Origin of the sequence: Candidatus Clostridium stratigraminis (assembly GCF_045310675.1) — a bacterium.
Taxonomy (GTDB): Bacteria; Bacillota; Clostridia; order Clostridiales; family Clostridiaceae; genus Clostridium_AT; species Clostridium_AT stratigraminis.
Map to the genome: position 1 here is coordinate 846,492 of NZ_JBJHZZ010000001.1, position 23,503 is coordinate 869,994.

The 23,503-nt window shown below is 33.2% G+C and carries 23 protein-coding genes, 1 pseudogene and 1 riboswitch; of the genes and pseudogenes, 18 read left to right on the forward strand and 6 right to left on the reverse strand.

Annotated elements, in window-relative coordinates; translation table 11 throughout:
• Window positions 1–44: 44 nt before the first annotated feature.
• On the forward strand, window positions 45–1,133 hold the full coding sequence (locus tag ACJDUG_RS04150) for a DUF871 domain-containing protein (RefSeq protein ID WP_406768619.1): 1,089 nt from the start codon (window positions 45–47) through the stop codon (window positions 1,131–1,133).
• Between the two features lie 114 nt (window positions 1,134–1,247).
• On the opposite strand, the gene ACJDUG_RS04155 is transcribed toward ACJDUG_RS04150, so the two are convergent.
• Window positions 1,248–2,234, reverse strand: coding sequence for a sigma factor regulator N-terminal domain-containing protein (locus tag ACJDUG_RS04155; RefSeq protein ID WP_406768620.1), 987 nt, complete (start codon window positions 2,232–2,234; stop codon window positions 1,248–1,250).
• Window positions 2,227–2,730 (reverse strand): RNA polymerase sigma factor, encoded by a 504-nt coding sequence (locus tag ACJDUG_RS04160; RefSeq protein ID WP_406768621.1) that lies wholly within the window; start codon window positions 2,728–2,730, stop codon window positions 2,227–2,229. The genes ACJDUG_RS04155 and ACJDUG_RS04160 overlap by 8 nt, the downstream gene beginning before the upstream one ends.
• Before the next feature lie 331 nt (window positions 2,731–3,061).
• Here ACJDUG_RS04160 and ACJDUG_RS04165 point away from each other — a divergent pair, with 331 nt between their 5' ends.
• The 5 genes from ACJDUG_RS04165 (at window position 3,062) to ACJDUG_RS04185 (ending at window position 5,899) form a co-directional block, all read left to right on the forward strand.
• Entirely contained in the window at window positions 3,062–3,391 is a 330-nt protein-coding gene (locus ACJDUG_RS04165) for a hypothetical protein (protein WP_406768622.1), read from the forward strand.
• A 50-nt stretch (window positions 3,392–3,441) separates the two neighbouring features.
• Window positions 3,442–3,948: a hypothetical protein gene (locus ACJDUG_RS04170; protein WP_406768623.1), complete on the forward strand. Its 507-nt coding sequence runs from the start codon at window positions 3,442–3,444 to the stop codon at window positions 3,946–3,948.
• Between the two features lie 52 nt (window positions 3,949–4,000).
• Window positions 4,001–4,846: a Nif3-like dinuclear metal center hexameric protein gene (locus ACJDUG_RS04175; protein WP_406768624.1), complete on the forward strand. Its 846-nt coding sequence runs from the start codon at window positions 4,001–4,003 to the stop codon at window positions 4,844–4,846.
• Between the two features lie 70 nt (window positions 4,847–4,916).
• Complete coding sequence (locus tag ACJDUG_RS04180; RefSeq protein WP_406768625.1) at window positions 4,917–5,318, forward strand: GNAT family N-acetyltransferase; 402 nt, start codon at window positions 4,917–4,919, stop codon at window positions 5,316–5,318.
• Between the two features lie 14 nt (window positions 5,319–5,332).
• Complete coding sequence (locus ACJDUG_RS04185) at window positions 5,333–5,899, forward strand: GNAT family N-acetyltransferase (protein ID WP_406768626.1); 567 nt, start codon at window positions 5,333–5,335, stop codon at window positions 5,897–5,899.
• 105 nt (window positions 5,900–6,004) lie between these two features.
• Here ACJDUG_RS04185 and ACJDUG_RS04190 read toward each other — a convergent pair.
• Window positions 6,005–6,295, reverse strand: a pseudogene (locus ACJDUG_RS04190) (glutaredoxin family protein); the annotation flags it as partial.
• Between the two features lie 282 nt (window positions 6,296–6,577).
• On the opposite strand from ACJDUG_RS04190, the gene ACJDUG_RS04195 reads away from it, so the two are divergent.
• Window positions 6,578–7,339, forward strand: a complete 762-nt coding sequence (locus tag ACJDUG_RS04195) for a MerR family transcriptional regulator (RefSeq protein WP_406768627.1) — start codon at window positions 6,578–6,580, stop codon at window positions 7,337–7,339.
• 53 nt (window positions 7,340–7,392) lie between these two features.
• On the opposite strand, the gene ACJDUG_RS04200 is transcribed toward ACJDUG_RS04195, so the two are convergent.
• Both ACJDUG_RS04200 and ACJDUG_RS04205 read right to left on the reverse strand, forming a co-directional pair.
• Complete coding sequence (locus ACJDUG_RS04200; RefSeq protein WP_406768628.1) at window positions 7,393–7,983, reverse strand: ECF transporter S component; 591 nt, start codon at window positions 7,981–7,983, stop codon at window positions 7,393–7,395.
• 99 nt (window positions 7,984–8,082) lie between these two features.
• Window positions 8,083–8,207, reverse strand: a riboswitch (FMN riboswitch).
• Window positions 8,208–8,290: 83 nt separating this feature from the next.
• Window positions 8,291–9,976, reverse strand: coding sequence for a PucR family transcriptional regulator (locus tag ACJDUG_RS04205; protein ID WP_406768629.1), 1,686 nt, complete (start codon window positions 9,974–9,976; stop codon window positions 8,291–8,293).
• A gap of 185 nt (window positions 9,977–10,161) precedes the next feature.
• Between ACJDUG_RS04205 and ACJDUG_RS04210 the strand changes: the two genes are divergently transcribed.
• The 11 genes from ACJDUG_RS04210 to uraA all read left to right on the forward strand — a co-directional run bounded on the left by ACJDUG_RS04210 (window position 10,162) and on the right by uraA (window position 22,516).
• A complete protein-coding gene (locus ACJDUG_RS04210; protein ID WP_406768630.1) occupies window positions 10,162–11,136 on the forward strand; it encodes an oxamate carbamoyltransferase subunit AllH family protein in 975 nt (324 codons plus the stop codon).
• A complete protein-coding gene (gene fdrA / locus ACJDUG_RS04215; protein ID WP_406768631.1) occupies window positions 11,120–12,676 on the forward strand; it encodes an acyl-CoA synthetase FdrA in 1,557 nt (518 codons plus the stop codon). The genes ACJDUG_RS04210 and fdrA overlap by 17 nt, the downstream gene beginning before the upstream one ends.
• A 22-nt stretch (window positions 12,677–12,698) precedes the next feature.
• Window positions 12,699–14,105, forward strand: coding sequence for a YlbE family protein (locus ACJDUG_RS04220; protein ID WP_406768632.1), 1,407 nt, complete (start codon window positions 12,699–12,701; stop codon window positions 14,103–14,105).
• Window positions 14,106–14,215: 110 nt separating this feature from the next.
• Window positions 14,216–15,010, forward strand: a complete 795-nt coding sequence (locus ACJDUG_RS04225) for a cyclase family protein (protein ID WP_406768633.1) — start codon at window positions 14,216–14,218, stop codon at window positions 15,008–15,010.
• Window positions 15,011–15,039: 29 nt separating this feature from the next.
• Window positions 15,040–15,723 carry a hypothetical protein gene (locus ACJDUG_RS04230; protein ID WP_406768634.1) on the forward strand — a complete coding sequence of 228 codons (684 nt, stop codon included), beginning with the start codon at window positions 15,040–15,042 and terminating at the stop codon, window positions 15,721–15,723.
• Window positions 15,711–16,907, forward strand: a complete 1,197-nt coding sequence (locus ACJDUG_RS04235; protein ID WP_406768635.1) for a thiolase C-terminal domain-containing protein — start codon at window positions 15,711–15,713, stop codon at window positions 16,905–16,907. Before ACJDUG_RS04230 ends, ACJDUG_RS04235 begins: the two co-directional genes overlap by 13 nt.
• A 1-nt stretch (window position 16,908) precedes the next feature.
• Window positions 16,909–17,247 carry a Zn-ribbon domain-containing OB-fold protein gene (locus tag ACJDUG_RS04240; protein WP_406768636.1) on the forward strand — a complete coding sequence of 113 codons (339 nt, stop codon included), beginning with the start codon at window positions 16,909–16,911 and terminating at the stop codon, window positions 17,245–17,247.
• Window positions 17,248–17,459: 212 nt separating this feature from the next.
• Window positions 17,460–18,287, forward strand: a complete 828-nt coding sequence (locus tag ACJDUG_RS04245) for an FAD binding domain-containing protein (RefSeq protein ID WP_406768637.1) — start codon at window positions 17,460–17,462, stop codon at window positions 18,285–18,287.
• 2 nt (window positions 18,288–18,289) lie between these two features.
• On the forward strand, window positions 18,290–18,802 hold the full coding sequence (locus ACJDUG_RS04250; RefSeq protein ID WP_406768638.1) for a (2Fe-2S)-binding protein: 513 nt from the start codon (window positions 18,290–18,292) through the stop codon (window positions 18,800–18,802).
• A gap of 2 nt (window positions 18,803–18,804) precedes the next feature.
• Window positions 18,805–21,147, forward strand: coding sequence for a xanthine dehydrogenase family protein molybdopterin-binding subunit (locus tag ACJDUG_RS04255; protein WP_406768639.1), 2,343 nt, complete (start codon window positions 18,805–18,807; stop codon window positions 21,145–21,147).
• An 88-nt stretch (window positions 21,148–21,235) separates the two neighbouring features.
• Entirely contained in the window at window positions 21,236–22,516 is a 1,281-nt protein-coding gene (gene uraA, locus ACJDUG_RS04260) for a uracil permease (protein ID WP_406768640.1), read from the forward strand.
• Between the two features lie 78 nt (window positions 22,517–22,594).
• Here the strand turns inward: uraA and ACJDUG_RS04265 are convergent, their stop codons facing one another.
• Window positions 22,595–23,491: a DUF2156 domain-containing protein gene (locus ACJDUG_RS04265; RefSeq protein WP_406768641.1), complete on the reverse strand. Its 897-nt coding sequence runs from the start codon at window positions 23,489–23,491 to the stop codon at window positions 22,595–22,597.
• Window positions 23,492–23,503 lie beyond the last annotated feature (12 nt).

Consider the following 23,503-nt stretch of genomic DNA (forward strand, 5'->3'; position numbering starts at 1 on the left):
AAAAAAGAAAATCAAAAATGTAATCATAGGGAGGAATATTAAAAATGCATAGAATGGGAATATCTGTTTATCCTGAACATTCTACAGAAGAAAAAGATTATGCATACATGAAGCTGGCTGCAAAATATGGCTTTACTAGAATTTTTACTTGTTTATTATCAGTAAAGGAACCAAAAGAAATTATCATGGATAAATTCACAAGATTTATGGAAGAAGCACATAAACTTGGCTTTATTGTTGGGGTAGATACAAATCCAGAAGTATTTGCACATCTTGGAGCCACCCCCCTTAATTTAAAACTATTTCATGATATGAAGGTTGATATTATTCGTCTGGATGGACATTTTAGCGATATGGAAGACATTGCAATTACCCATAACTCCTATGGCATTCCTATTGAATTTAATGGAAGTCAAAATACAGCTTTGGATTTAATGCTTGAAAGAGGAGCAAATAAGCATAACATGATAGTCTGCCATAATTTCTATCCACAGAAATATACAGGGCTTGGATGGAATAAATTTATGGATTTTACTAATAAATATAAAGTTTTAGGCTTTACTATGGCTGCATTTGTTTCCAGCAATAACGAGAATACCTTTGGACCTTGGCCTGTATATGAAGGCCTGCCAACCTGTGAAATCCACAGAAATTTACCAATAGATTTACAAGTAAGACATCTCCTTGCAACTAATATAATTGATGATGTTTTAATTGGAAATGCCTACGCTACAGAGGAGGAGCTAAAAGCAATATCAGAAATTGATAAATCAAAAACCACCTTTAAGTTGGAGCTTGATGCTAATATTACTGAGAACGAGAAAAATATCATATTTAATTTTCCTCATTACGGCAGAGGTGACGCTTCAGACTATATGGTACGCAGCAGTATGCCGAGACTTAATTATAAAAATAAAAACATTCCATACCGTAAACATGACAGTGAATTCTTCCATAAAGGCGACGTAGTAATAGTTAACGATAATTTATCTCATTATCGCGGTGAGCTTGAAATTGTTACAAAAGATATGCCTAATGATGGACAGAGAAATTTTGTAGCTAGAATACCTGAGCAGGAATTAATTCTATTAGATTTATTAAAACCTGAATATCCTTTTGGATTTATTAAGTAACATTGAGAACTGAAAATAGAAGATATAATATTAAAAGTAACACTTAAATTCATATAAATAAAGACTAAAAAAGAAGCGCTTCCCAAAACGAAAATGGGAGGTGCTTCTTTATATTTAATAAATAGTTGTAATTACTCCAAAGGAAGAAGCTTTTATATGGGTGTTTCCTATTAGTTCTTTTAATTGAGACTTTGTGCCGTAAACTATGCATCCTAATATTGATACATCACTATAGGTTCTATAGCCTTTTGCCATCATTTCATTATATATTGAGTTATATTTTTCGAGTTTAGGGTTTTGTAAAGTTATTAACAATTCATTATAGGATGTATCAAAATGCATTGGCTTAACATTTACTCCAATAGCATTAAATTCGTCTATATAGGCACCAGCACCAGCATGCATGTCAGCATCCTTTTTAAACATTTTCATGTCTTCCTTTGTATAAGCATCCAACCAATACCAAGTTGGAGCTATTTTTCCAAGCAAGAACTGAGCGTCAACCAGTTTGTATGGTTTATCGAAGGATATAGCAAGTTCAATTATTTTATCATCGGAAATTTTATCTAATTCATTTAAGTCATTTTTATAACCTTTATAATTAATTTCAGGATGAAAAAACATCATTTTTCTGTAGCCGGTTTGGGTATAACTTTCAGACCACGGTCCTACTTCATTACCGTTATAACCTCCTTGATATCTTGTAACAGGGTAATTTAAACTAAGACCTAAAAAGGGCAACAACTTACTATTTTGAAAATAGCCAAAAACTGATACATTCTCCTGTATTTCAACAGGTTTATTTCCTATAACTCTAGAAATTTTGTAGGCGCCTTTTCCTCCTAAAAATCCAAGAGTATCTATAGATTCACTTATATAGCCATTAGGAACAGTAAGTTTTACCAACTCCTCATGTTGTTTAAAAGCTTCTTCACTCAATTTTAGGCTGATTTTTGTATTGAGATAGGAGCCAATTGCTATAACTAAAAGTGTGACTACCAATGATATAATTATGGTCCTTATTGTGGATTTTAACTTACCCTTTCTTATAGCTTTCTTTAATTTATCTTCATTAAACAATTCCTCTAAATTGTTATCCATTATTTAACCACATCCTTTCAAATTCCTTTCTTGCTCTATAGAGATAAGTTTTAACTACGGACTCTTTTAGACCTAGTAATAATGCTATTTCCTTATAGGAAAGCTCCATAGCATATTTTAAAATTAACAGGTCTTTATATCCATCTTTTAACTTGTTAAGACGGTCTTTCACCTCATTATTACGTTCAGTTATTAATAAATCTTCAGTAAAGTCTTCTTCTACTGTAAGCTGATTAGCAAAACCTTCTTCATCAATACTTATTTGATAAAGTCTTTTCTGTTTCTTCATTAAGTTTCTAAATTCATTTAAAGATACTTTAAATAACCAGGAGGGAAGCTTTTCTCTAGATACACCATCCATGTATTTAATTGCTTTAATAAAGCTGTTTTGGACTATATCTTCAGCTTCTTCCCTACTGCATCCGTTTTTAATTAAATATCCCATTATAATTTTTGATTGCTTTTTATACAATTCTAGCAGCAGCTGGGTATCCATTTTTCCCTCCTTTCTGCGAAATTAATACGCCTTTATATTAATAAGACAATTCTACCATTAAAATGTAAACATGGGTTATGAAAAATATTTATAAGAAAGTTAAATTAAAGAGAAGGTACTTGGAAGGCAAGGTTTATAAGTCATGTAATAAAACCTATTTTGTCTATAGGAGATTTGAGTCTATAATCATATACATTATATTGAAATTAATGTTATAATTAGCATACAATAAGTTGGAAAACAGTTTGAACTTATATTTTTATAATAATTATATTGAAGAACAAAATTTTGAAAACTTACTATTAAATAAGCTATTTTAGGTGTGAAGTGTATGAAAGCTAATAATATATTAAAAAGGCCCAAATTTAAATTATTTCTTGTGATAGCAGCTGTTTTTATATATTTATCTTATTTGTATTGGCTAGACTTGCCATCATTATCACCCAATGAGGCAATATTAAAATATTGTAAGGTAAAATCATTAAATTATTCTAAGCAAAATATTAAAATTGAAGAATCTAAAATTACAGATACAAACTATGGTCAGCAATTTATAGTAAGTGGTGTAACAGACAAGGAGTTTAGCTCTAATATTTCATTTTTTTATCTAAAACATAGTAGTAAAGGATGGAAAGTTACAAGTGCTGGAACAGGCCCTTAAGCTAATGTGGTTTTCTTAATGCTGGACTATTAATAGAAAGGGGTTAGGTAATGTCTATTAATAATAAAACAAAGAAGGTCGTAATCACTGGCATTATTGTAATAACTTTATTTGAAATATATTTTGCGTACAAAATAGTAATGAATTATGCAGGAGTCTATCAGGTTGGCATTTTTATACCATTGATACTTCAGCCGCTTTTTTATATGTGGTTATTTAGAATAGAAAGGCCTTATTTGAAAATAAGAATCACAATAATATTAGCAATATCAATTTTTTTACCTTTAGTAATCTATTTTACCTTACCAAACTATACCTATAATAAGGGCAAAGAGATAGTTAAGCAGAATTTAGCTCAAAGCGAAAATTATTTGTTTACTGATTTAACCTATGCTAGTGATACTATTCCTGTTATTAATAATCCTAAGCAATTGTTTGTCTCAAATAGAGTATATTATTATGAAGTTACTTTAAAGGATGAGAAAAAATATTTTATTATTAACCCACTAACAGGTGAATTAAAAGAGTTAGCAAGAAGCTACTGGGGAAGCAATTAAAATTATACTCAATTATGTGAGGAATAACATTCAATATATTTGGAGGCGGCTTATGAAAGCAATGGAGTTATATAATCAATTAGAAAGAGATTTTATTTTTAAAGAATTGCAGGATGATTGGGCTAGATATATGGGGGAAGTAGAAGAATATCTTTGTCTTAATTTCAAAGAAAGAAGTATGGGACTTGTCTGTGACTTTACTAAAGAAATTAATAAAGTTTACTCAGCTGTATTTCCAACTGAAGAAATTATGCAAAAAATTATAGATGATGGAACAACTAATGCCATGTTATTTGTGCATCACCCATCTATTTGGGATAGTAGAAGAGCACCGAATTCATTTTATCAGATGAAAAAGACATTGTTAGAGAAATTTAAAGAAAATAGAATTTCAATATATAATTTGCACGTTCCGTTGGATAACTTCAGCCAGTATTCAACTAGTGTAACTTTAGCTGATGCTATAGGAATAGAAATTGAAAAGCCATTTGCTAAATACCGGGGAGCATTATGTGGTGTAATTGGTAAAACTGAGTGCAAAAACATAGAAGAATTGCAGGATAAGTTTTCTAAAGTACTAGGTCATAGTACAAGCCTCTATTTATATGGAAATACTAATATTAAAGATGGTAAAATTGCAATAGTAGCTGGTGGTGGAAATAATGAGGATACTGTTTCTGAAATGATTGAAAATAAGGTTAGTATACTAATTACAGGTATAGCCACAAATAATAATTCAGAGGTTCATAGACTTGAGCAAAAAAATTCTATAAATGTTTTAGGGGGAACGCACTACTCTACTGAAAAGTTTGCATGCCAGAAGATCTGCAGTTACTTTGAAAAACTTGGACTAGCTTCTACTTTTATTGAAGGGGAACCAATATATGAGGATCTGTAAAAAGTGAGGCTATAATGAATAGTATAATGAGATAAATTAAAATAATTTACTTACAAGGAGGTCAAAAGATATGGAAGTTAGATATAATGCTCCGACCGCAGAGGAATATATTTCTTTAAGGCTTAAAACAGGGATGGGGACAAAAGATTTATCAAAAGTTGAGATTGCTTTAAAAAATTCATTATTTATAGTTACTTTGTGGGACAAGGATAAACTTATTGCCTTTGGAAGGATTGTAGGGGATTATGGAATAACTTATGTTGTTTCTGATATTATGGTGGATCCAGAATATCAGCGTAAAGGCCTTGGAAAAATAATTATGAAAGAAATCGATTCATATTTAAATCAAAATACTGATGAATATGCTTATGTATGCTTAATTGCTAATAAACCTGCAGATAAGCTATATTCTCAATTTGGATTTGATTATACAGAGCCAAAATCTTGTGGTATGAGAAGAAAACAAAAATAAATTGGGGTGAGAAAATGACTGATGTAAGATTAATAATTCCATCTAAGGAGTATGAAAAGGAAGCATATGAATACATACAAGAATTTCTAGAATATAATTCGGAAATCAATGGAACTGGAGGGCTAGATCGATACCATAATTATGATGAATGGCTGCTAAAAATTGAAAAGGACATGGACTTACCTAAAATTCCAGAAGGCAGAGTACCTGCGAATACATATTTTTTTGTTAGAACAATTGATAATAAAATTCTTGGAATGATTAATATAAGGTATAAATTAAATGAATTTCTATTTAATGAGGGCGGAAATATAGGTTATTCAATAAGACCTACAGAAAGAAGAAAGGGATATGCAACTTTAATGCTTAAGCTAGGTTTGCAAAAATGCAAAGAATTAAATCTAAATAAAGTTTTAATTACCTGTGATAAAATAAATATTGCTTCAGCTAAGGTTATTCAAAACAACAATGGAATATTAGAAAACGAAGTCTATAGTGAAACCTTTTCTGAAATCATTCAACGATATTGGATTAACTTATTAATGGTGAAAACAACAGAAACCGCGGATGGAATAATATAAAAATCCCATTCCACAGTTTCTGTAGACACAGTACATAAAGAATCTAAAAGTTTTTAAGGTTCTTTATGTCCTGATAGTATCATCAAGAGTGTTAGTGATAAATTTTTAAGTTGTTGTTTTTAACTCGTTTTTACAATTTGGACAAGTCACTGTTAAATTACCTTTTCCTTTAGGTATTCTTAACCTTGTAGGGCATTTTGTACAGTTTATTACAACATAATCTATTAAATGTTCTATTTTATCAGTATCCAATCCAACAACTACTTCATCTCCAATAATAAAAGCTGGTACACCTCTAATTCCTCTTTTCATGAGCTCAGCTCTGGCTAATTTATCTGTACTAATATTTTTTTCTTGGTAATCGATACCTTTTTCTCGAAGATACATCTTCGCAGTAAAACAATGAGGTCAGGTACTTGATGTAAACATTGTAACGTTTTTCATAATAAATAATCCTCCTCGATATATTACTATATTTATATATTACGATTTAATTATATTATTTGCTATAGATTTTTAAAAAAAATAAAAATATTTATTGACTTTTACGTTACGTAAAGGTGTATATTTAGCTTGTAAGAAAATTAAAGTCACTAAATGATTATTTGTATCATTAAAATATTGGAGCAAAAGCATTAAAACCATTTAGGGCATTAAAAAGTACAGGAGGGTTTAGCGGTGGAATATACAGTGCAAAAACTAAGTAAAATGGCAGGAGTAAGTACACGTACATTGAGATACTATGATGAAGTAGGAATTCTTAAGCCGGCAAGAATCAATTCATCAGGCTATCGCATTTATGGGCAGGAAGAAGTTGACAGGCTGCAGCAAATTCTTTTTTATAGAGAACTTGGTGTAAGCTTAGAGAGTATTAAAGATATTATTACTTCACCTAATTTCGATGGAATAAAAGCACTTAAAGAACACAAGTCTAAACTCCTGGAAAAAAGACTACAGTTGAATATACTAATTTCTAATGTTGAAAAAACTATTGAATTAAAAGAGGGGAGAATTGAGATGTCAAATAAGGAAAAATTTGAAGGCTTTAAGAAAAATATGCTTGAAGAAAATGAAAAGAAATATGGTAAGGAAATACGTGAAAAATATGGTGTTGAGGCTATTAATAAGTCAAATAAAAAACTTAAGGGTATGACAGAAGAAGAATATAATGAAATCACAAATTTAGAAAAGGAAGTTATGAAAACTTTAAATGAAGCCTTTACGGCAGGTAATCCAGCTTCAGAACTTGCTCAAAAGGCAGCAGACTTACATCGTCAGTGGGTTAGCTTTTACTGGGACAATTATAGTAAGGAAGCACATGCAGGCCTAGCACAAATGTATGTTGCTGATGAAAGATTTACTTCTTATTATGATAAAGAGCAGCCAGGAACAGCAGAATTTCTAAAAGATGCAATACTGATTTATACTGGAATTAAATAAGAAAAGGGCCGTAATGATAAAGACTAGGTATTTTATCATTGCGGTCCTTATTTTTATCTTTCATGCAATATAGGAGATACACTCTTGTATACAGCCAAGGTTACAATTGAAACAACAAATACTTTTAGAATATTATAAGGAACAATAATCCAAATAATAAAGGAATTTAGGTCTTTAACATTATGGTTTATTGCGGCTCCCATACCAACAACAGCAGAAATCTTAAAGCCTAAAACTGTTTCATATAATGGTAATAGTACGTAGTAGTTAAGCACAGCGCCGGCTAAGGTCATTGCAATTCCGCCTGCGAGTAAACCTAAAAGAGCTCCTTTTTTAGTCTTTTTCTTCTTATATATTATTCCTGTTGTAATGACAAGTACAGATCCAATTATAAAGTTTGCTGATTCACCTATTAGTGCAGTATTTCCTTTGAATATTGCATAAAGTATATTTTTAATTAATTCAACTAATACACCAGCCATTGGTCCGAAGGCAAAGGCCCCCAGAAGAGCAGGTAAATCACCAATATCAATTCTTAAGAAGCTTGGGAATATTGGCAATGGAATTTCAATATACATAAGAATAAATGCGATACAACCTAGTAGGGAAATTTTAATAAGCTTGTTTAATTTGTTATTTTTCATAAATATCCTCCTTTAGAAGATCTTCAAGGGAGTTTGTACAAATGCTTTAGAAAATTAAAAGCCCTGACAAAAAGTCAGGGCAAACTAATCAAATCTAATACACATCTTCTTTCATCCAGACTTTACTGTCGGCCTCGGAGTTACACCGAATCTGCCATAAGGCTCGCGGGCTATACCGCCGGTAGGGAATCCCAATATATGGTCACCCTGCCCTGAAGATAATCATATTAACTTTTACAATTAAATTATACACCATAAATAATAATTTAACAAGGTAACATTAAAAAAACTTTATTAATAAAGTTTGTTAATTCATTTTCAGCACTTCTATTGCTTTTAAGGCAATTTCAAGATTTAGCCTGCTGTCAGAATCATCAATATTAACGCCTGTTATTTCTCTAATCTTCTGTAATCGATATATAATAGTGTTATAGTGCATGTACATCTTTTCAGAGATTTTTTTCATATTTCCATTACATTCAAAATAAATTTTTAAGGTTTTTATAAGCTCTGTTTTATTATCCTTGTCATAATCAATAAGGGGCTTTATATTATCTATGCAGAATTCCATAAGTTCATTTTGAAGACCATCATAAGAAAGTATTCGATAGATGCCTAAATCATCGTAATGTATAATATTACCAGATTTGCTTTTGCTTAAATTTTCTACAATTAATTTAGCCTGCTCATGACTTTTATAAAGCTCAGTAACTCCTTTATAAGCACGGCCTATGCCCATAATAAGCTGGTTTTTATTAAATCTTTTCTGAGCTTCTTTAAGAATATCTGAACAAAAACACAGAACTTCATTTTTTATTACTGTATCACCTTTTGAATTTTCACAGCCGAATAATATTAAAATTCTATCACTTTTATCTACATAAATTATGCTTGCATTTTGGTGTTTAATTTTTCTGTTTATAATAAACATTAAACTGTTAATACTATCTTGTATTAAATTCATATTATTTTCAGTGTGTTTTATTTGTTTATATATATCTTTTAGTGAAATTATAATCAATGCATATTTAAGTTCTTTATTGAAATTAAAGTTTTTTGCCTTTTCCAAGGCAATTGCTTGATTACTTTTATTACTACTTAAAAGATTATCAAAGAATTCAAGCTTATAATTACTTTCCATGTTATACAAAGATAGCCTTTTTACAAATTCTAAGGCTATAATATGTACATAGGATTCAATAAGCATGTTATCAATTGGTGACAAGACTCTATTATCAAGCCATATAAAAATAAAGCCGTAATCAACATTATCTATAACAATAGGTATAGTTCTGCGTTCGGTATATTTACCATTAAAATTATCTCGGCTTAGGTCATAATTCTTACCGCCTTCCTCATGGAAAGTTGAATTTTTTGTGCTTATATAATTATAAATTATCTTTTCTATAATACTTATATGAGTTAGATCTTCACAGAAAATTTCTGTACTGTCCTGCATACTTTCATAGATAGCTAGCGAATTACCGATGTTCTCATAAAGCTTTTTACCTATTTCCTTAAGACCACCCCCCTTTGTCATAATGTCCATTATTTCTCTACTGAATTCTTCTATATTAATTAGCATATTCATTTGATTGTTTATAACTTCAGTGAGGATTACAGAGATTAAATCAGTATGAGAAACACAAAAGGGAAGTTCAATTATAGGAAATTCTAACTTATCAGCTAATTCTATTATATTTGAGGGCAGCTCTCTAACATATCTTCCTACCTTAATGCCAAGACCTACAACACCTTTTTCTTTTAACTTTGGAATTATATCAAGCAGCACATTTATATTATCCTTTATTGAATAAGCAGTAGTAATAAGGAGTTCGCCATCGCTTACCCATTCAATTATATCAGGAACTTCCATAACATTTACCTTTGTTATTCTCTTTGATGAGCCTGACCTGCCTGCCAAAATCTTTGAACCTTTAAGAATGTCTAGGTTTAAAAGATTTTCAATAGATATTCCTAAATAGCTGAACATGATATACCCCCTATAAAATTAACAATAAAGTAGCGCCCTTAAAAAGGCTCATATACCACATTTTACCTTGATTCTTGTAAACAATCAACAATTAATTTATTAAATATTTAGAATATTACAACAAAGGTAAAGAAAAATAAATATAGAATTTAAGTAATAGAATCTTAATAAAGGAATGGTTTACTTTGAGAGCTATTTATATATGTAAGGATTTAATGAATTATATTACAGGGCAAAAGAATTTAGAAGGACAAATCCATTCCGTATTTAAAAATGCCTGTAATATAGCGCTGAATGATAAATTTATAACAATATTAAGCAAAGATAAATATATGGGTCCCATGAGCTTAACTGTTGATGCTGAAGTTCAAACAAACTTTATTAACATAGGGTTTAAGCAAGACTTAAAGATGGAGATAAATGTAAACGGTATCATTTCTTCTAAGGGAAATATTTATATAAATTTACAAAATGTAAAACTATGGGGTTCAGAAGCAGAACTAAAACCTTCTGCTCTGGCTGAGAAGAATATATTAGATAATCTAGTAGTTGTAGAAAATGCAATAATAACAAAAGGTAACCTTTATGGCATAGGGCCGCTAATAAATATTTTAGTTAGTGAAATGCCAGAACTAAATTTGATGACATTTCCCATTAATCATATTGATGCTAATTTTAACTTTATAAGAAATAGATTTATTAATTTCATGAATATAACAGCAGCATTTGATATAGAAAAAATATCTAATGCAGCAGATAAAGTTATAGGTTTTGGTACAGGCCTTACACCGTCAATGGATGATTTTATATGTGGTATGATGATTTCTTTTGTATATTTAGGTGATTATTATAAGTTAAATATTGCAGCTATTTACACATTTAATATGGAGCTAATAAAAAGTGGGCTTAAAAAAACAACTAAGGTAAGCGCGGAAATGCTGAAACATTCAAGTCTTGGAAGGAGCAATGAAGCTGTAAGACAATTATTGCATTCAATTTTACATGAAATAGAAGGGGAAAAAGTAATTAAAGCTTTAATTAATACCATTGGTTTTGGAGAAACATCTGGAACTGATACAGCACTTGGTGTATACACAGGGTGCAGAATAATGACTAATTTAAGGTATAGGAGGTTTTGGCTAAATGATGCTATGCATTGAAACACGAAAAAATACTTACTATGATTCCGTAGCTCTTATGCTAATAACTAAAGAAATTAAGAAGATGCAGGGAGTAAAAGAAGTTATAGTTGGTATGGCTACAGATTTAAATAAGGAACTATGTGCTAATTTAAATTTGTCAAATGAAGAAATAGAGATGCTTACACCTAATGACTTTTTTATTGCAGCTGCTTCAGAAGAAGAAAATGCATTAGAAAAAATAGTAAGGAAGGTAGATGAGCTTTTAAACTCTAAAAAAGATGAAGGTGAAGCTGAAATAAAGGCTCGAACCTTGCAAGGAGCTGTAAAGCAGCTTAAGGGTGCTAATATGGCAGTAATTTCTCTTCCAGGAAAATATGCAGCTGAGGAAGCAAGAAAAGCTCTTTTAAGCAACCTTCATGTAATGCTTTTTAGTGATAACGTAACAGTTGAAGAAGAAATTGATCTTAAGATACTAGGAAGAGAGAAAGGTCTTTTAGTAATGGGACCCGACTGCGGTACAGCAATTATAAATGGAATTCCTCTCTGCTTCGCTAATGTAGTTAGTAAGGGAGATATTGGAATAGTAGGTGCTTCAGGTACAGGTACCCAGGAAGTTACAGTAATAATTGATAAATTAGGTAGTGGGGTTTCTCAGGTTATTGGAACAGGAGGAAGGGATCTTAAAAGTGAAGTAGGCGGTATTATGATGCTAGAAGGCTTTAAGGCTCTAATAGATGATCCATCTACTAAAGTTATTGTTTTAATTTCAAAACCCCCTGCAGCTGAAGTGGCAGAGAAAATATTAGAAATGGTAAAAACTACGGAGAAGCCTGTAGTAGTTAATTTTATTGGTGGAGATAGAAATCAAATAGAAAAAAAGGGAGCCTATGCATGTATTAGTTTAGAGGATGCAGCTCATAAGGCAGTTAGCTTATCTAAAGGTATAGCTTGTAAAGATTTCGAAGGTTTTACTATGGAGGAAGCTTTGGTTGATGAAATAGTTAATAAAGAAGCAGCTAAGCTTCAAAGCTCTCAGAAATACCTAAGGGCATTATATACTGGTGGTACTTTGGCTGATGAAGCTATGAAACTTCTAGGTAAGGAAGGCTATAATATTTATTCAAATATACCACTTAGTCCCGAATTCAAGTTAAAAAATATTCATAAAAGCTTGAAGCATACTTGTATTGATTTAGGAGATGATGATTTTACACTAGGGAAACCTCATCCAATGATTGACCCTATTGGAAGAGTTGAAAGGCTTCCAATGGAAGCTTGTGATGATGAAGTTGCTGTAATCCTAATGGACTTTGTTATTGGCTATGGATCTAATATGGACCCAGTTGGAGAAATGCTGCCTCAGATTATAGAAGCTAAGAGAAACATGGAAGAAAGGGGAAAATATTTATCTGTTATTGGATATATATGTGGAACTGAAAAGGATCCTCAAAGTTATAGTGAGCAGGCTCAAAAGCTTAAAGAAGCTGGTGTTATATTAATGCCATCAAATGCTCAGGCAGTACGACTTACCGCAATGCTTTTAAATAAGATTAAATAAAAAGGCAAAGGAGGTGTAAATTATGTCTCTTGTAAACAAGCTATTTGACAGCGAATTAAAAGTTGTAAATTTAGGACTTGAGTCCTTTTGCAAGGATTTAAAGGAGCAGCATGTATCTTGCATTCATGTAAATTGGAGACCCCCAAGCGCGGCTAGCAAGTTGCTTGGAAGGCTTGAAGAGGAAGATATAAAAGAAAAAATAGAAAATGCTAATAAAGAAGCTGTAAACAGATTATTAGAGGCTCAGCCGGTTATTTTAGGTGTAGGCACTGCAGGCTCAGATATTCCAGGCATGACTAAGAGAACAATCCTTCATGCAGGACCTCCAATAACTTGGGATAGAATGAGCGAGCCGTTAAAAGGAGCAATTGTAGGAGGCCTTATTTATGAAGGGTTGGCTCCTAATGAAGAAGAGGCAAGAGCCTTAGCTGCTTCCGGAGAAATAATCTTTGACCCTTGCCATCATCACAGTACTGTAGGACCAATGGCTGGAGTAGTAACTTATTCTATGCCAGTTTGGAAATTGCAAAATAAAGCCTTTGGAAATTATGCCTACTGCACTTTTAATGAAGGTTTGGGCAAGGTGCTTAGATTTGGTGCCTTTGGAGGTGAAGTTATAAATAGGCTTAACTGGATGGAAAAAAACCTAGCACCAGTACTTAAGGAGGCTTTGGAACTAAAGGGTGAAATAGATTTAAAGACAATTATAGCTCAAATTCTTCAAATGGGTGATGAAGGTCACAATAGAAATAAAGCAGGTACTTCACTTGTATTTAGAGAAATAGCACCGTACATTGTAAGAACTAGTTTTTCAGATGCTATGAAGGCGGAGGTTCTATCTTTTATAGATAGAAATGATCACTTTTTCCTAAATATTTCAATGCCAGCTTGTAAGTGCAGTTTGGATCCATTAATGGATATAGAATACAGTACTATAGTTTATACAATGTCCAGAAATGGTACTGACTTTGGTATAAGAGTAAGCGGTACTGGAAATGAGTGGTTTACAGCACCATGTGAGATCGTTCAAGGCTTATATTTTCCTGGCTTTGATGAAAAGGATGCAAATCCTGATATAGGAGATAGCTGTATTACAGAAACAGCTGGCATTGGTGGTTTTGCAATGGCAACAGCTCCAGCTATAGTACAGTTTGTAGGAGGAACACCTAAGGATGCTATAAATTATACGAACAGCATGTATGAAATAACTTGTGCTGAAAACAATGCCTATAAGCTTCCAAACTTAAACTTTAAAGGAACTCCTACAGGAATTGATGTAAGAAAGGTTATAGAAACTTCAATACTTCCAGTAATAAATACAGGTATTGCCTGCAATAGGGCTGGAGTAGGTCAGGTAGGTGCAGGAATAGTTCATCCACCTATGAAATGTTTCGAAGATGCCTTAAAGGCATTTATAAATAAAATATAAAAAAAGCTGGAGGCGTAACAATTAATAATTGTTACGTACCCAAAAAAATAACTGGAGGCACAACAATTAATAATTGTTGTGTACCCCAAAAAATAGCAGGAGGGTTATAAATGAATATTATTGATACCTTTAAAAATGTAAAGATGTATGATTTAACTCAAAAAATTAGTCACTTAACACCACCTTGGCCAACCTATGAGCCTCTAGAAATTAAATTCTTTAAAAGATTATCTTCAAATGGCGCAAACGGGCAAGTTCTAACTCATTCAAATCATGTAGGAACTCATTTAGATGGATCACTTCATTTTTGTACACATGGAAGAGATATAGCTAGTATTCCTTTAACTGATTTAATAGGACCAGGAGTAGTAGTTGATATCTCTGATATTGCAGAAGACTATGACATTTATACTTCAAAGGACATAATGGAAAGAGCCGATGTAAGAAAGGGAGATATTTTGATAATACACACAGGTTATCATAAATATGCTTGGGATGAGCCAGAAGCTGATGAAGAAAGAGTTATGCTAAGGCATCCAGGACCTACAAAAGAATTTGCTAATTGGTGCAAGGAAATGGAATTTAAGTGGATAGGCGTTGACTGCGGTTCTGCAGACCATCCAATGAATACAAAGATTCGTGAATGGTGTCCAAAAGAAGCAGTTAAAGCAGATAAATTCTTAAAAGCTAAATATGGAAAGGGTTTAGAAGATTTCTGGCCATCTGATGATTATCAATTAATGCACTACGATCTGTTCCCACTTGATATTATACATGCTGAAAATGTTGGCGGAGAAATAGATAAGGTGCTTGGAAAGAGACTAATTATTGGTATATATCCATGGAGATTTGAAGGAGGAGAATCCTGTATTTCCCGTATAGTAGCTTATGATATGGAAGAATAAATAAATTTATATTGAAAGGATGATTAAAAATGATAGTAGATAAAATGGAGCAAAGCTTAAGACCTGTAGAAACCCCATTACCAGAATATCCTGCAAAGTATATTACCCTTGCAACTGGAGAAAAGATGGTTATTCGCCAAATTACTAGAGATGAGGTTCCTCATATATTAGAAGCAGTTAAACCTCTTATGACTGTAGAAAAGGATTTTTATGATATAGTTGCATCAAGAATGTATTCAGAGCTATTAGGCTACTACCGCTATAGAGTTAAAGATGAATATTGTTTAATAGGAACAATAGATGGCGTTATTGTTGGTATTGTTAATGGGCGTACAGTTGATGATAAAGTAGGTATGTCCTATCACACTATGACTCTAAGACAAGGTTTAAGAATAGGAGCTCAATTATTTGCTGCTAAAATGGAATATCATCTTGATTATTTAAATCAAGATGAGGTTTGGATAGTTGCTGAGAGTCCAAATGGCTTTAAGAGATGGATGATAGAATATGAATTAGAATCAAGACCAGAAATTTGGCATGAGCTTGGAGGAGTACCAACTTATGTTTTAACTAAGGCATTATGGGAAAAACATAAAGCTTCAAAATGTACTGGTAGAAGACCAGTTAAGGAAGAACTTCTTAAGACTTCTGAAAACCCAATCCTCCCAGAAACTTATGCACAAATTCCAGGATATAAAAGATGCGAGAAGTAGGAATTGTAGGTGTTGGTCATACTAAGTTTGGTAAATGGGCGGGAGGAACCTTTACTGATATGCTTAGTTTGGCAGCTGTTGAAGCACTAGATGATGCAGGTGTTAAAACCGGTGAAGGACATGGAATCGATCAGGTATTCGTAGCATCCATGGGCTCAGGTATAATAAATAGACAAAGTGGAATTGCTTCAGCCTTGGTTGATACACTAAATTTAAGACCTGCAATGGCTGAAACTATAGAAAATGGTCCAGCTTCTGGAGCATCAGCTATAAAATTAGGTTATATGGCAATTGCTAGTGGCATATGCGACGCTGTACTTGTTGTAGGCGGGGAAATGATGAGAGTTGTAAGTGGCTGGGAAGGCACAGACTTTGTAGCTACAATGCTGCATCCTGAAGCAGAATACAATTATGGTTTAACCCTTCCTGCTTTTGCTGGAATGTTTACAAAGCTTTGTATGGAGAAGTATGGAATAACTGAAAAGGACTTATCCATAGTTTCAGTTAAAAATCATGAACAGGCAGTTCATAATCCAGTAGCACACATTCATGTTGTACCTAATTTATATGCAATTACAGAGGATGAGGATGCTCATGTTATTAATCCTTATGTAGCAGAGCCCTTAAGAATGTATCATGTTTGCCCTGTATCTGATGGAGCAGCAGCAGTGCTTTTATGTGCCATGGATAAGGCAGATAGATTTAGTAAAAAACCTGTAAAAATTGCCGGTATTGGCCAGGCAACAGATACTCATGCCGTAGCAGAAAGAGAAGTACCTACTGATCTATTAGCAGTAAGACTTGCGGCACAAAAGGCTTATAAAATGGCTGGACTTACTCCAAAGGATATGGATGTGGCAGAGCTTCATGATGCCTTCCAAATACTTGAGATAGTTGAATCTGAAGAGGTTGGTTTCTTTGAAAGAGGTCAAGGCCATATTGCTGCTAGAAATGGTGAAACAAGGGTTGGTGGAAAAATACCTATAAATACTTCAGGAGGACTTAAGGCTAAAGGACATCCACTTGGAGCAACTGGAGTTTCACAGATTGTTGAAATAGTAAAGCAGCTAAGAGGAGAGGCTGCAGGCAGGCAAGTTGAAGGAGCCAAAGCAGGTCTTGCAGTTAATTTTGGAGGCTTTGGAAATAATGTGGTAGCAACAATTTTAGTAAAGGAGGCGGAGTAAAATGAGTGAGAAAATGTATGCTTATAAATGTACAGCTTGCGGAGAACTCCACCATCCAAAGCATTATGTATGTAGAAAATGCGGTGCTAGGGACTTTGAGGAAATAGAACTTGAAGGAGAAGTTACCCTTGTAACCTATACAAGAGTATATAATCTTCCAGAAGGCTATATGAAGCCATATATTGCCTTTGGTATAGTTAAATTTAATAATGGTTTAACTGTAAGCGGTCAAATAGAAGCTGAAAACTTAAAAATAGGTATGAAGCTAAAGACTACTGTTGGTATTATAAAAGAAGGTATAGGATTAGATTACTATGGGTTTATTTTTAAACCGGTATAACCTTAATACGCATAAATAATTAGTAACAAAAATAAATATATAATAAATAACTTTAGAATCTAAATTAAGTTACAAAAAACCCCTAATAATACTGCATGGTTTTTCATAAATGCTAAGTATACTAGGGGGTTTTTTTGTATATAAATTAATTGGAGTATTAAAGTACTTATCAGGTAAAGGTAATTTAAAAAATAGGGATTGGAGGGATTAAATTGCAAGAATTACAGTACTTCAAGCCAATGTGCTTAAATGATGCGCTTGAATTATTAAATAAACATGGTAAAGACATAAGAATTTTAGCCGGTGGTACAGATTTAATTATTGCTCTTAAAGATAAGCTTATAGTTTCTCCCCGTATATTAGACATTAAAGCAATAGATGAGCTCAAGAATATTAGTTATTCCAATGAAGAAGGCCTAACAATAGGAGCAGCTGTAAGCTTAAATGATATCATAAATTCAAAGGAAATAATAGAAAACTATCCTATTTTGGTAGAAGGAGCTAAAAATTTAGCAAATAGTCTTCTTAGAAATAGGGCAACCCTAGTAGGGAATCTATGTAATGCATCTCCAGGCGGGGATATGCTTTCACCATCAATTGTACTTGAAGGAGTAGCAGAAATAGCTTCAATTGATGGCATTAGAAAAGTACCTCTTAAGGAATTTTTTATAGGAGTTAAAAGGACTATTTTAAAAGAAAATGAAATTGTAACCAGAGTGATTTTCCCATTCATAAAAGGAAAAGGAAAATACTTAAGAAAATCAAGAATAAAAGGTCATGATCTTGCACAAGTGGCTGTGGCAGCATTTTTAAAATCTGATGGCGTGCTTAATATAGCAATAGGTGCTGCAGGACCAACACCTGTAATAGTTGAAGGACTTAAAAATATAGATGTTATTAAACAGCAAGATGAAATTATAGCAAAGGTTAAGAGTGCTATTAAGCCTATAAAAGATCAAAGGGCGAGTAAAGAATTTAGAATTGCTATGGCTGAATATCTAACTAAGCAAATTTTATATGAACTAGGGGAGGCGCAATAAGCATGAAGGAAAAGATACATTTATATGTCAATGGTGATGAGGTTTATGCTGAAATAGCTTCAAATAAAACCTTGCTTTATCTTTTAAGAGAGGAGTTAGGATTAACAGGGACTAAGGAAGGCTGTGGTGCAGGAGAATGTGGTGCTTGTACAGTAATACTAAATGGTAAAGCTGTAAACTCTTGTTTAGTAATGGCTTTAGAAGCTGCAGAGGGAGAGGTCTTTACAATCGAAGGAGAAGCAAAAAATGGAGAATTATCTATTCTTCAAAAATCCTTTATTAAACATAATGGTCTTCAGTGTGGTTTCTGTACTCCGGGAATGGTTATGTCAGCAAGAGCTTTATTAAACAAAAATCCAAGCCCAAGCAAAGAGGAAATTATAGAGGCAATGCAAGGAAATTTATGCAGATGCACAGGCTATGAAAGTATTATTGAATCAGTAGAAGCAGCTGCACATGGTGAAGCAGAAATTGTTAATCTTTATGCTTTGGATATGAAGGCTAAGGGGGAATAACAATGAATTATGATTATGTAGGAAAAGGAATATCTAGATTAGACGGCATAGAAAAGGTTACAGGGGAAGCACAGTATGTTCATGACATAAAGCTTCAAGGCATGCTTTATGCAAAAGTAAAAACCAGTCCCTATGCCCATGCAAGAATAATTAGTATCGATACTTCTAAGGCTAAAGCACTAGCAGGAGTCAAGGCGGTATTAACTGGTGCAGAGGCTTCACAGAAGTTAGGTATTTACATGGTTGATAGGCCAATACTTGCTGTAGGTAAGGTGAGGTATTTTGGAGAAGCAGTGGCTGCTGTTGCTGCAATTGATTTAGATACTGCAGAAAAAGCAGTAGAATTAATCGAGGTTATCTATGAAGAACTGCCTGTAATTCAACAAGTGGAAGATGCTTTAAGAAAAGATGCAGTTTTAGTTCATGAAGATATGGCTAATAACAAATATATTGAAAACGTATTCAATCCTGAAATTGGGACAAATGTAGCAAATCACTTTAAATTGAGAAAAGGCAATATAGAAAAAGGTTTTGAAGAAGCAGATGTAATAGTTGAAAATAAATTTACTCAACCTCAAGTGCTCCATGTTCCACTGGAAACCCATAATGTCATAGCTAAATGGGGTAATGGAGATAAGATTAAGGTATGGAGCAGTGCCCAGGCACCCTTTGCCATTAGGGATTTAATGAGTGTAGCCTTAAATATTCCCAAGCAAAATATTGATGTAACTGTACCCTATGTAGGCGGTGGCTTTGGTGGTAAAGCAGGTATTCATTTAGAAGCCTTGGTTGCCCTTTTATCAAAGGCGGCAAAGGGAAAACCAGTGAAATTAGCTCCAACAAGAGAAGAGGAGACTTCCACACTTCCCTGTAGGCAGGGCTTAGTTGCAAGAATTAAAACTGGGGTTAAAAAGGACGGAAAGATTGTAGCTGAAGAAATTGAATATCTTTGGGATGCTGGAGCTTATGCTGATTATGGTGTAAATATCGGAAGAGCAGCAGGGTACTCGGCTGCTGGTCCTTATGAAGTAGATAATATTAAGGTGGATTCCTATACTATTTATACAAATCATATCTTTGGAACTGCCTATAGAGGCTTTGGGCACGCAGAATTTTTCTGGGCAGTAGAAAGGCAAAGGGAATTAATAGCTAAAGAACTAAAGATGGATTCTTATGAATTTAGAATGAAAAATCTCTTAAAAGCTGGTTCTACTACAATAACTGGAGAACTAATTACTGAAAACACAGGTAATGTTAAAGAATGCTTAAGAATTGTTGCTGATAAGATTGACTATAAGATTCCAAAAACCGAGGAAGAAAAGGCCATGGAATTGAGTACGGGAAAATATAGAGGAAAGGGTATTGCCGTACTTCATAAGGCACCTGCAATGCCAAGCTCCTCAGCTTCTTCAGCTTTAATACTTATGAATGAAGATGGTTCTATTAGATTTAACGTTGGAGGAATAGACTTTGGTCAAGGCACCTATACTGCACTTGCTCAAATAATTGGAGAAAGGCTTCATATTCCGATAGAGAAAATTCATGTGGTTTCAGATACAAATACAGATACAGCGCCTTATGATTGGCAGACTGTTGCAAGCAGAATGACTGTACTTGTTGGAAATGCAGTTATTGAGGCTTGTGACGATATGCTAGAGCAAATATTAGAATTAGGAGCAGCTGCACTACATGCGGCAAAACATGAATTAGCAATTGGAGATGAGTGTGTCTTTGTAAAACAACATCCAGAAAATACGGTTTTTTATAATCAAATGGCTGTGGGCTTCACCTATACAAATGGCAATTCCATTGGCGGGCCAATAATTGGAAGGGGTAAGAGTATTGCTCAAGGTCTTTCATTTTTAGACAAAGAAACAGGACAAGGAAGTCCAGCTCTTGATTGGACCTTTGGGGCACATGGCATAGAAATTGAAGTAAATAAAAATACGGGAGATATAGAAATATTAAAAGTAGTTTCAGCCTTTGATGTAGGAAAGGTTATGAACGAGACGCTTCTAAAGGGTCAGGTTGTTGGAGGTATTATTCAAGGAATCGGAACGGCTCTTTGTGAAAGTATGATCTACAATGAGAAAGGACAACTTTTAACTAAAAACTTTGTAGACTACAAAATTCCAACCATGAGAGATTTACCTAAGGAAATAGAACTGCATTTTGTAGAAACTCCTCAACTTGATGGCCCTTATGGAGCTAGAGGTTGTGCTGAACACCCTATGATTTCTATAACTTCAGCTATTGGAAATGCAATTGCCGAGGCTACAGGAATAGAAATATATGAACTTCCATTTTCTCAAGATAAGGTATATAGAGCATTAAATAAACAATAATGAACCTTACAGATTTGCAGTGCAGTAGAGTTTTTTAGATTTATTGCACTGCATTTTATAAAAATTAATAATTTAAGGAGTGTGAAAAATGAGACGTGTAATTGGCATCCATGAAAGACTTCCTATTCTAGAAACCATACCGCTAAGTCTACAGCACTTAACAGCCATGTTTGGTGCTACCATCCTTGTGCCATTTTTGCTTGGTGTTAATCCATCCATAGCACTATTTATGAATGGTATTGGAACAATAGTTTATACTATTGTAACCAAGGGCGGAATTCCAGCATATCTAGGTTCTAGCTTTGCATTTATCGCCCCAACGGCCCTTATAATTTCAAAATACGGCGGCTTTAATCATGCACAATCTGGCTTCATCTTTTTTGGCTTATTCTTTGTAATAATGTCCTTTATTATTAAATATGCGGGTACTAAATGGATAGATGTTGTAATGCCGCCAGCAGTTATGGGAGCAGTTGTTGCTGTAATAGGACTAGAACTTGCACCAACTGCAGCTGCTCAAGCAGGTTTAACTGGAGATCCTAATTGGAATGTTATAGCAATTTCAATGTTTACCTTAGCTGTAGGCGTATTTGGCTCCGTAATGTTTAGAAAGTTCCTTCAAATAATACCTATTTTAATAGCTGTTATTGCAGGATGTGTATTTGCAGCTATTATGGGCCAATTTGATGTAAAGCCTATAATAGATGCTCCGTGGTTCCAGCTTCCTAAATTCTCAGCACCAGTAATGGACTGGAATGCTGTTGCTATAATTGCTCCTGCTTGTTTAGTAGTACTTGCAGAGCATATTGGTCACTTAATTGTAACTGGTAACATAACTGAAACGGATTTAATAAAGGATCCAGGCTTACATCGTTCCTTGCTTGGAGATGGTATTAGTAATATTATTTCTGGGTTTGCAGGTTCGCCTCCAAATACTACCTATGGTGAAAATATTGGAGTTATGGCTATAACTAGAGTTTATTCCGTATGGGTAATTCGTGGAGCGGCTATATGTGCAATTATATTCTCATGTATAGGTAAAATAGCTGCAGCAATTAAATGTATTCCAACTCCTGTAATGGGCGGAATAACCGTTCTTTTATACGGCGTAATTGCTGTATCTGGTATTAGAATGCTTGTAGAGCAAAAGGTTGATTTTAGCAAAAACTACAATATGGTACTAGCTGCCGTTACATTTGTAGTTGGCGTAAGTGGTGCCAAGATAACAATAGGGACAGTTGAATTAAAAGGAATGGCATTTGCAGCAGTTGTAGGTATTATATTATCAATTATCTTCTTTTTACTAAGTAAATTGGGTGTCATGAATGAACAGTATGTAATAAAATCAGATGAAAATCTGAAGGCGTAATTTAATTAAAGTAAACAAATAATTAAAAGCCATCTCTTTAGTATTTTAAGAGATGGCTTTTATACTTCAACAATTCTACTATACGCTTAGTATGAATTTTTTTTCAAGCTTTAGAGGATAATAGGACATCTTGGATTTTCTAAGACCTTCGATTCCAAGATCCTGTTCTCTATTAATAATTTCTGCATCATTAAAACATCTATCAACAAAGGTTCTGGCTATGAAGCTATATATTCCTTCTATATCTTTATCGCCTTTTTCAATGTGGATAACAGCTAGCTTTTCATTTAGGCTCTCACCAATGCTGAATGCACCAATTTTCCCATCTACGTATACTGCAATTCCATTAAGCTTTAATATATCCATATTTTTCACAAGATCTTTAATTGCTAAAAGCTCATAATAAAGCTTATCATCTTTTTCATCATTATCTTCATACCACTTTTCAGCGGCAACAATTACGTCATGAATAACCTTTTCGCTATTTATATCTACAACTTCATAATTATAATTTTTCGTAAAAAAGTTATAATGATTCTTTTTAGAATGAAGCTTTTTACCTGAAAAAGTCATTAGCTTTTTAGCTTCATAAAGATAATCAAAGTTATCTCTATCTTCTTTTATACAAAGGGATTTCTTTTCTTGTAGGAGTAAATTTACTTCATTAATAAAGCTTTCTTCTAAGTCCTTAAATAAGTATCGCATATTATTTTCTTCTTTATAAGTCTTTAAAGCTTCTATAATTGCCATTAGATTTTCTTTATTATAACCAAGTGGCTGCATAAAATGATAATTACCTTCAAAATCTCTCTTTTTAATTATAAGTGCATCCTTATAAACAGTATATTGAATATCACAAGCATCCTTCCATATATATAAACTAGTAAAACAGTATTCACAACTTAAAAATTTGTAGGGTAAAATAAATTTATCAATAATTTTTTTATCCTCTAAACATATCTTTGAAAAATTCATACAAAATACCTT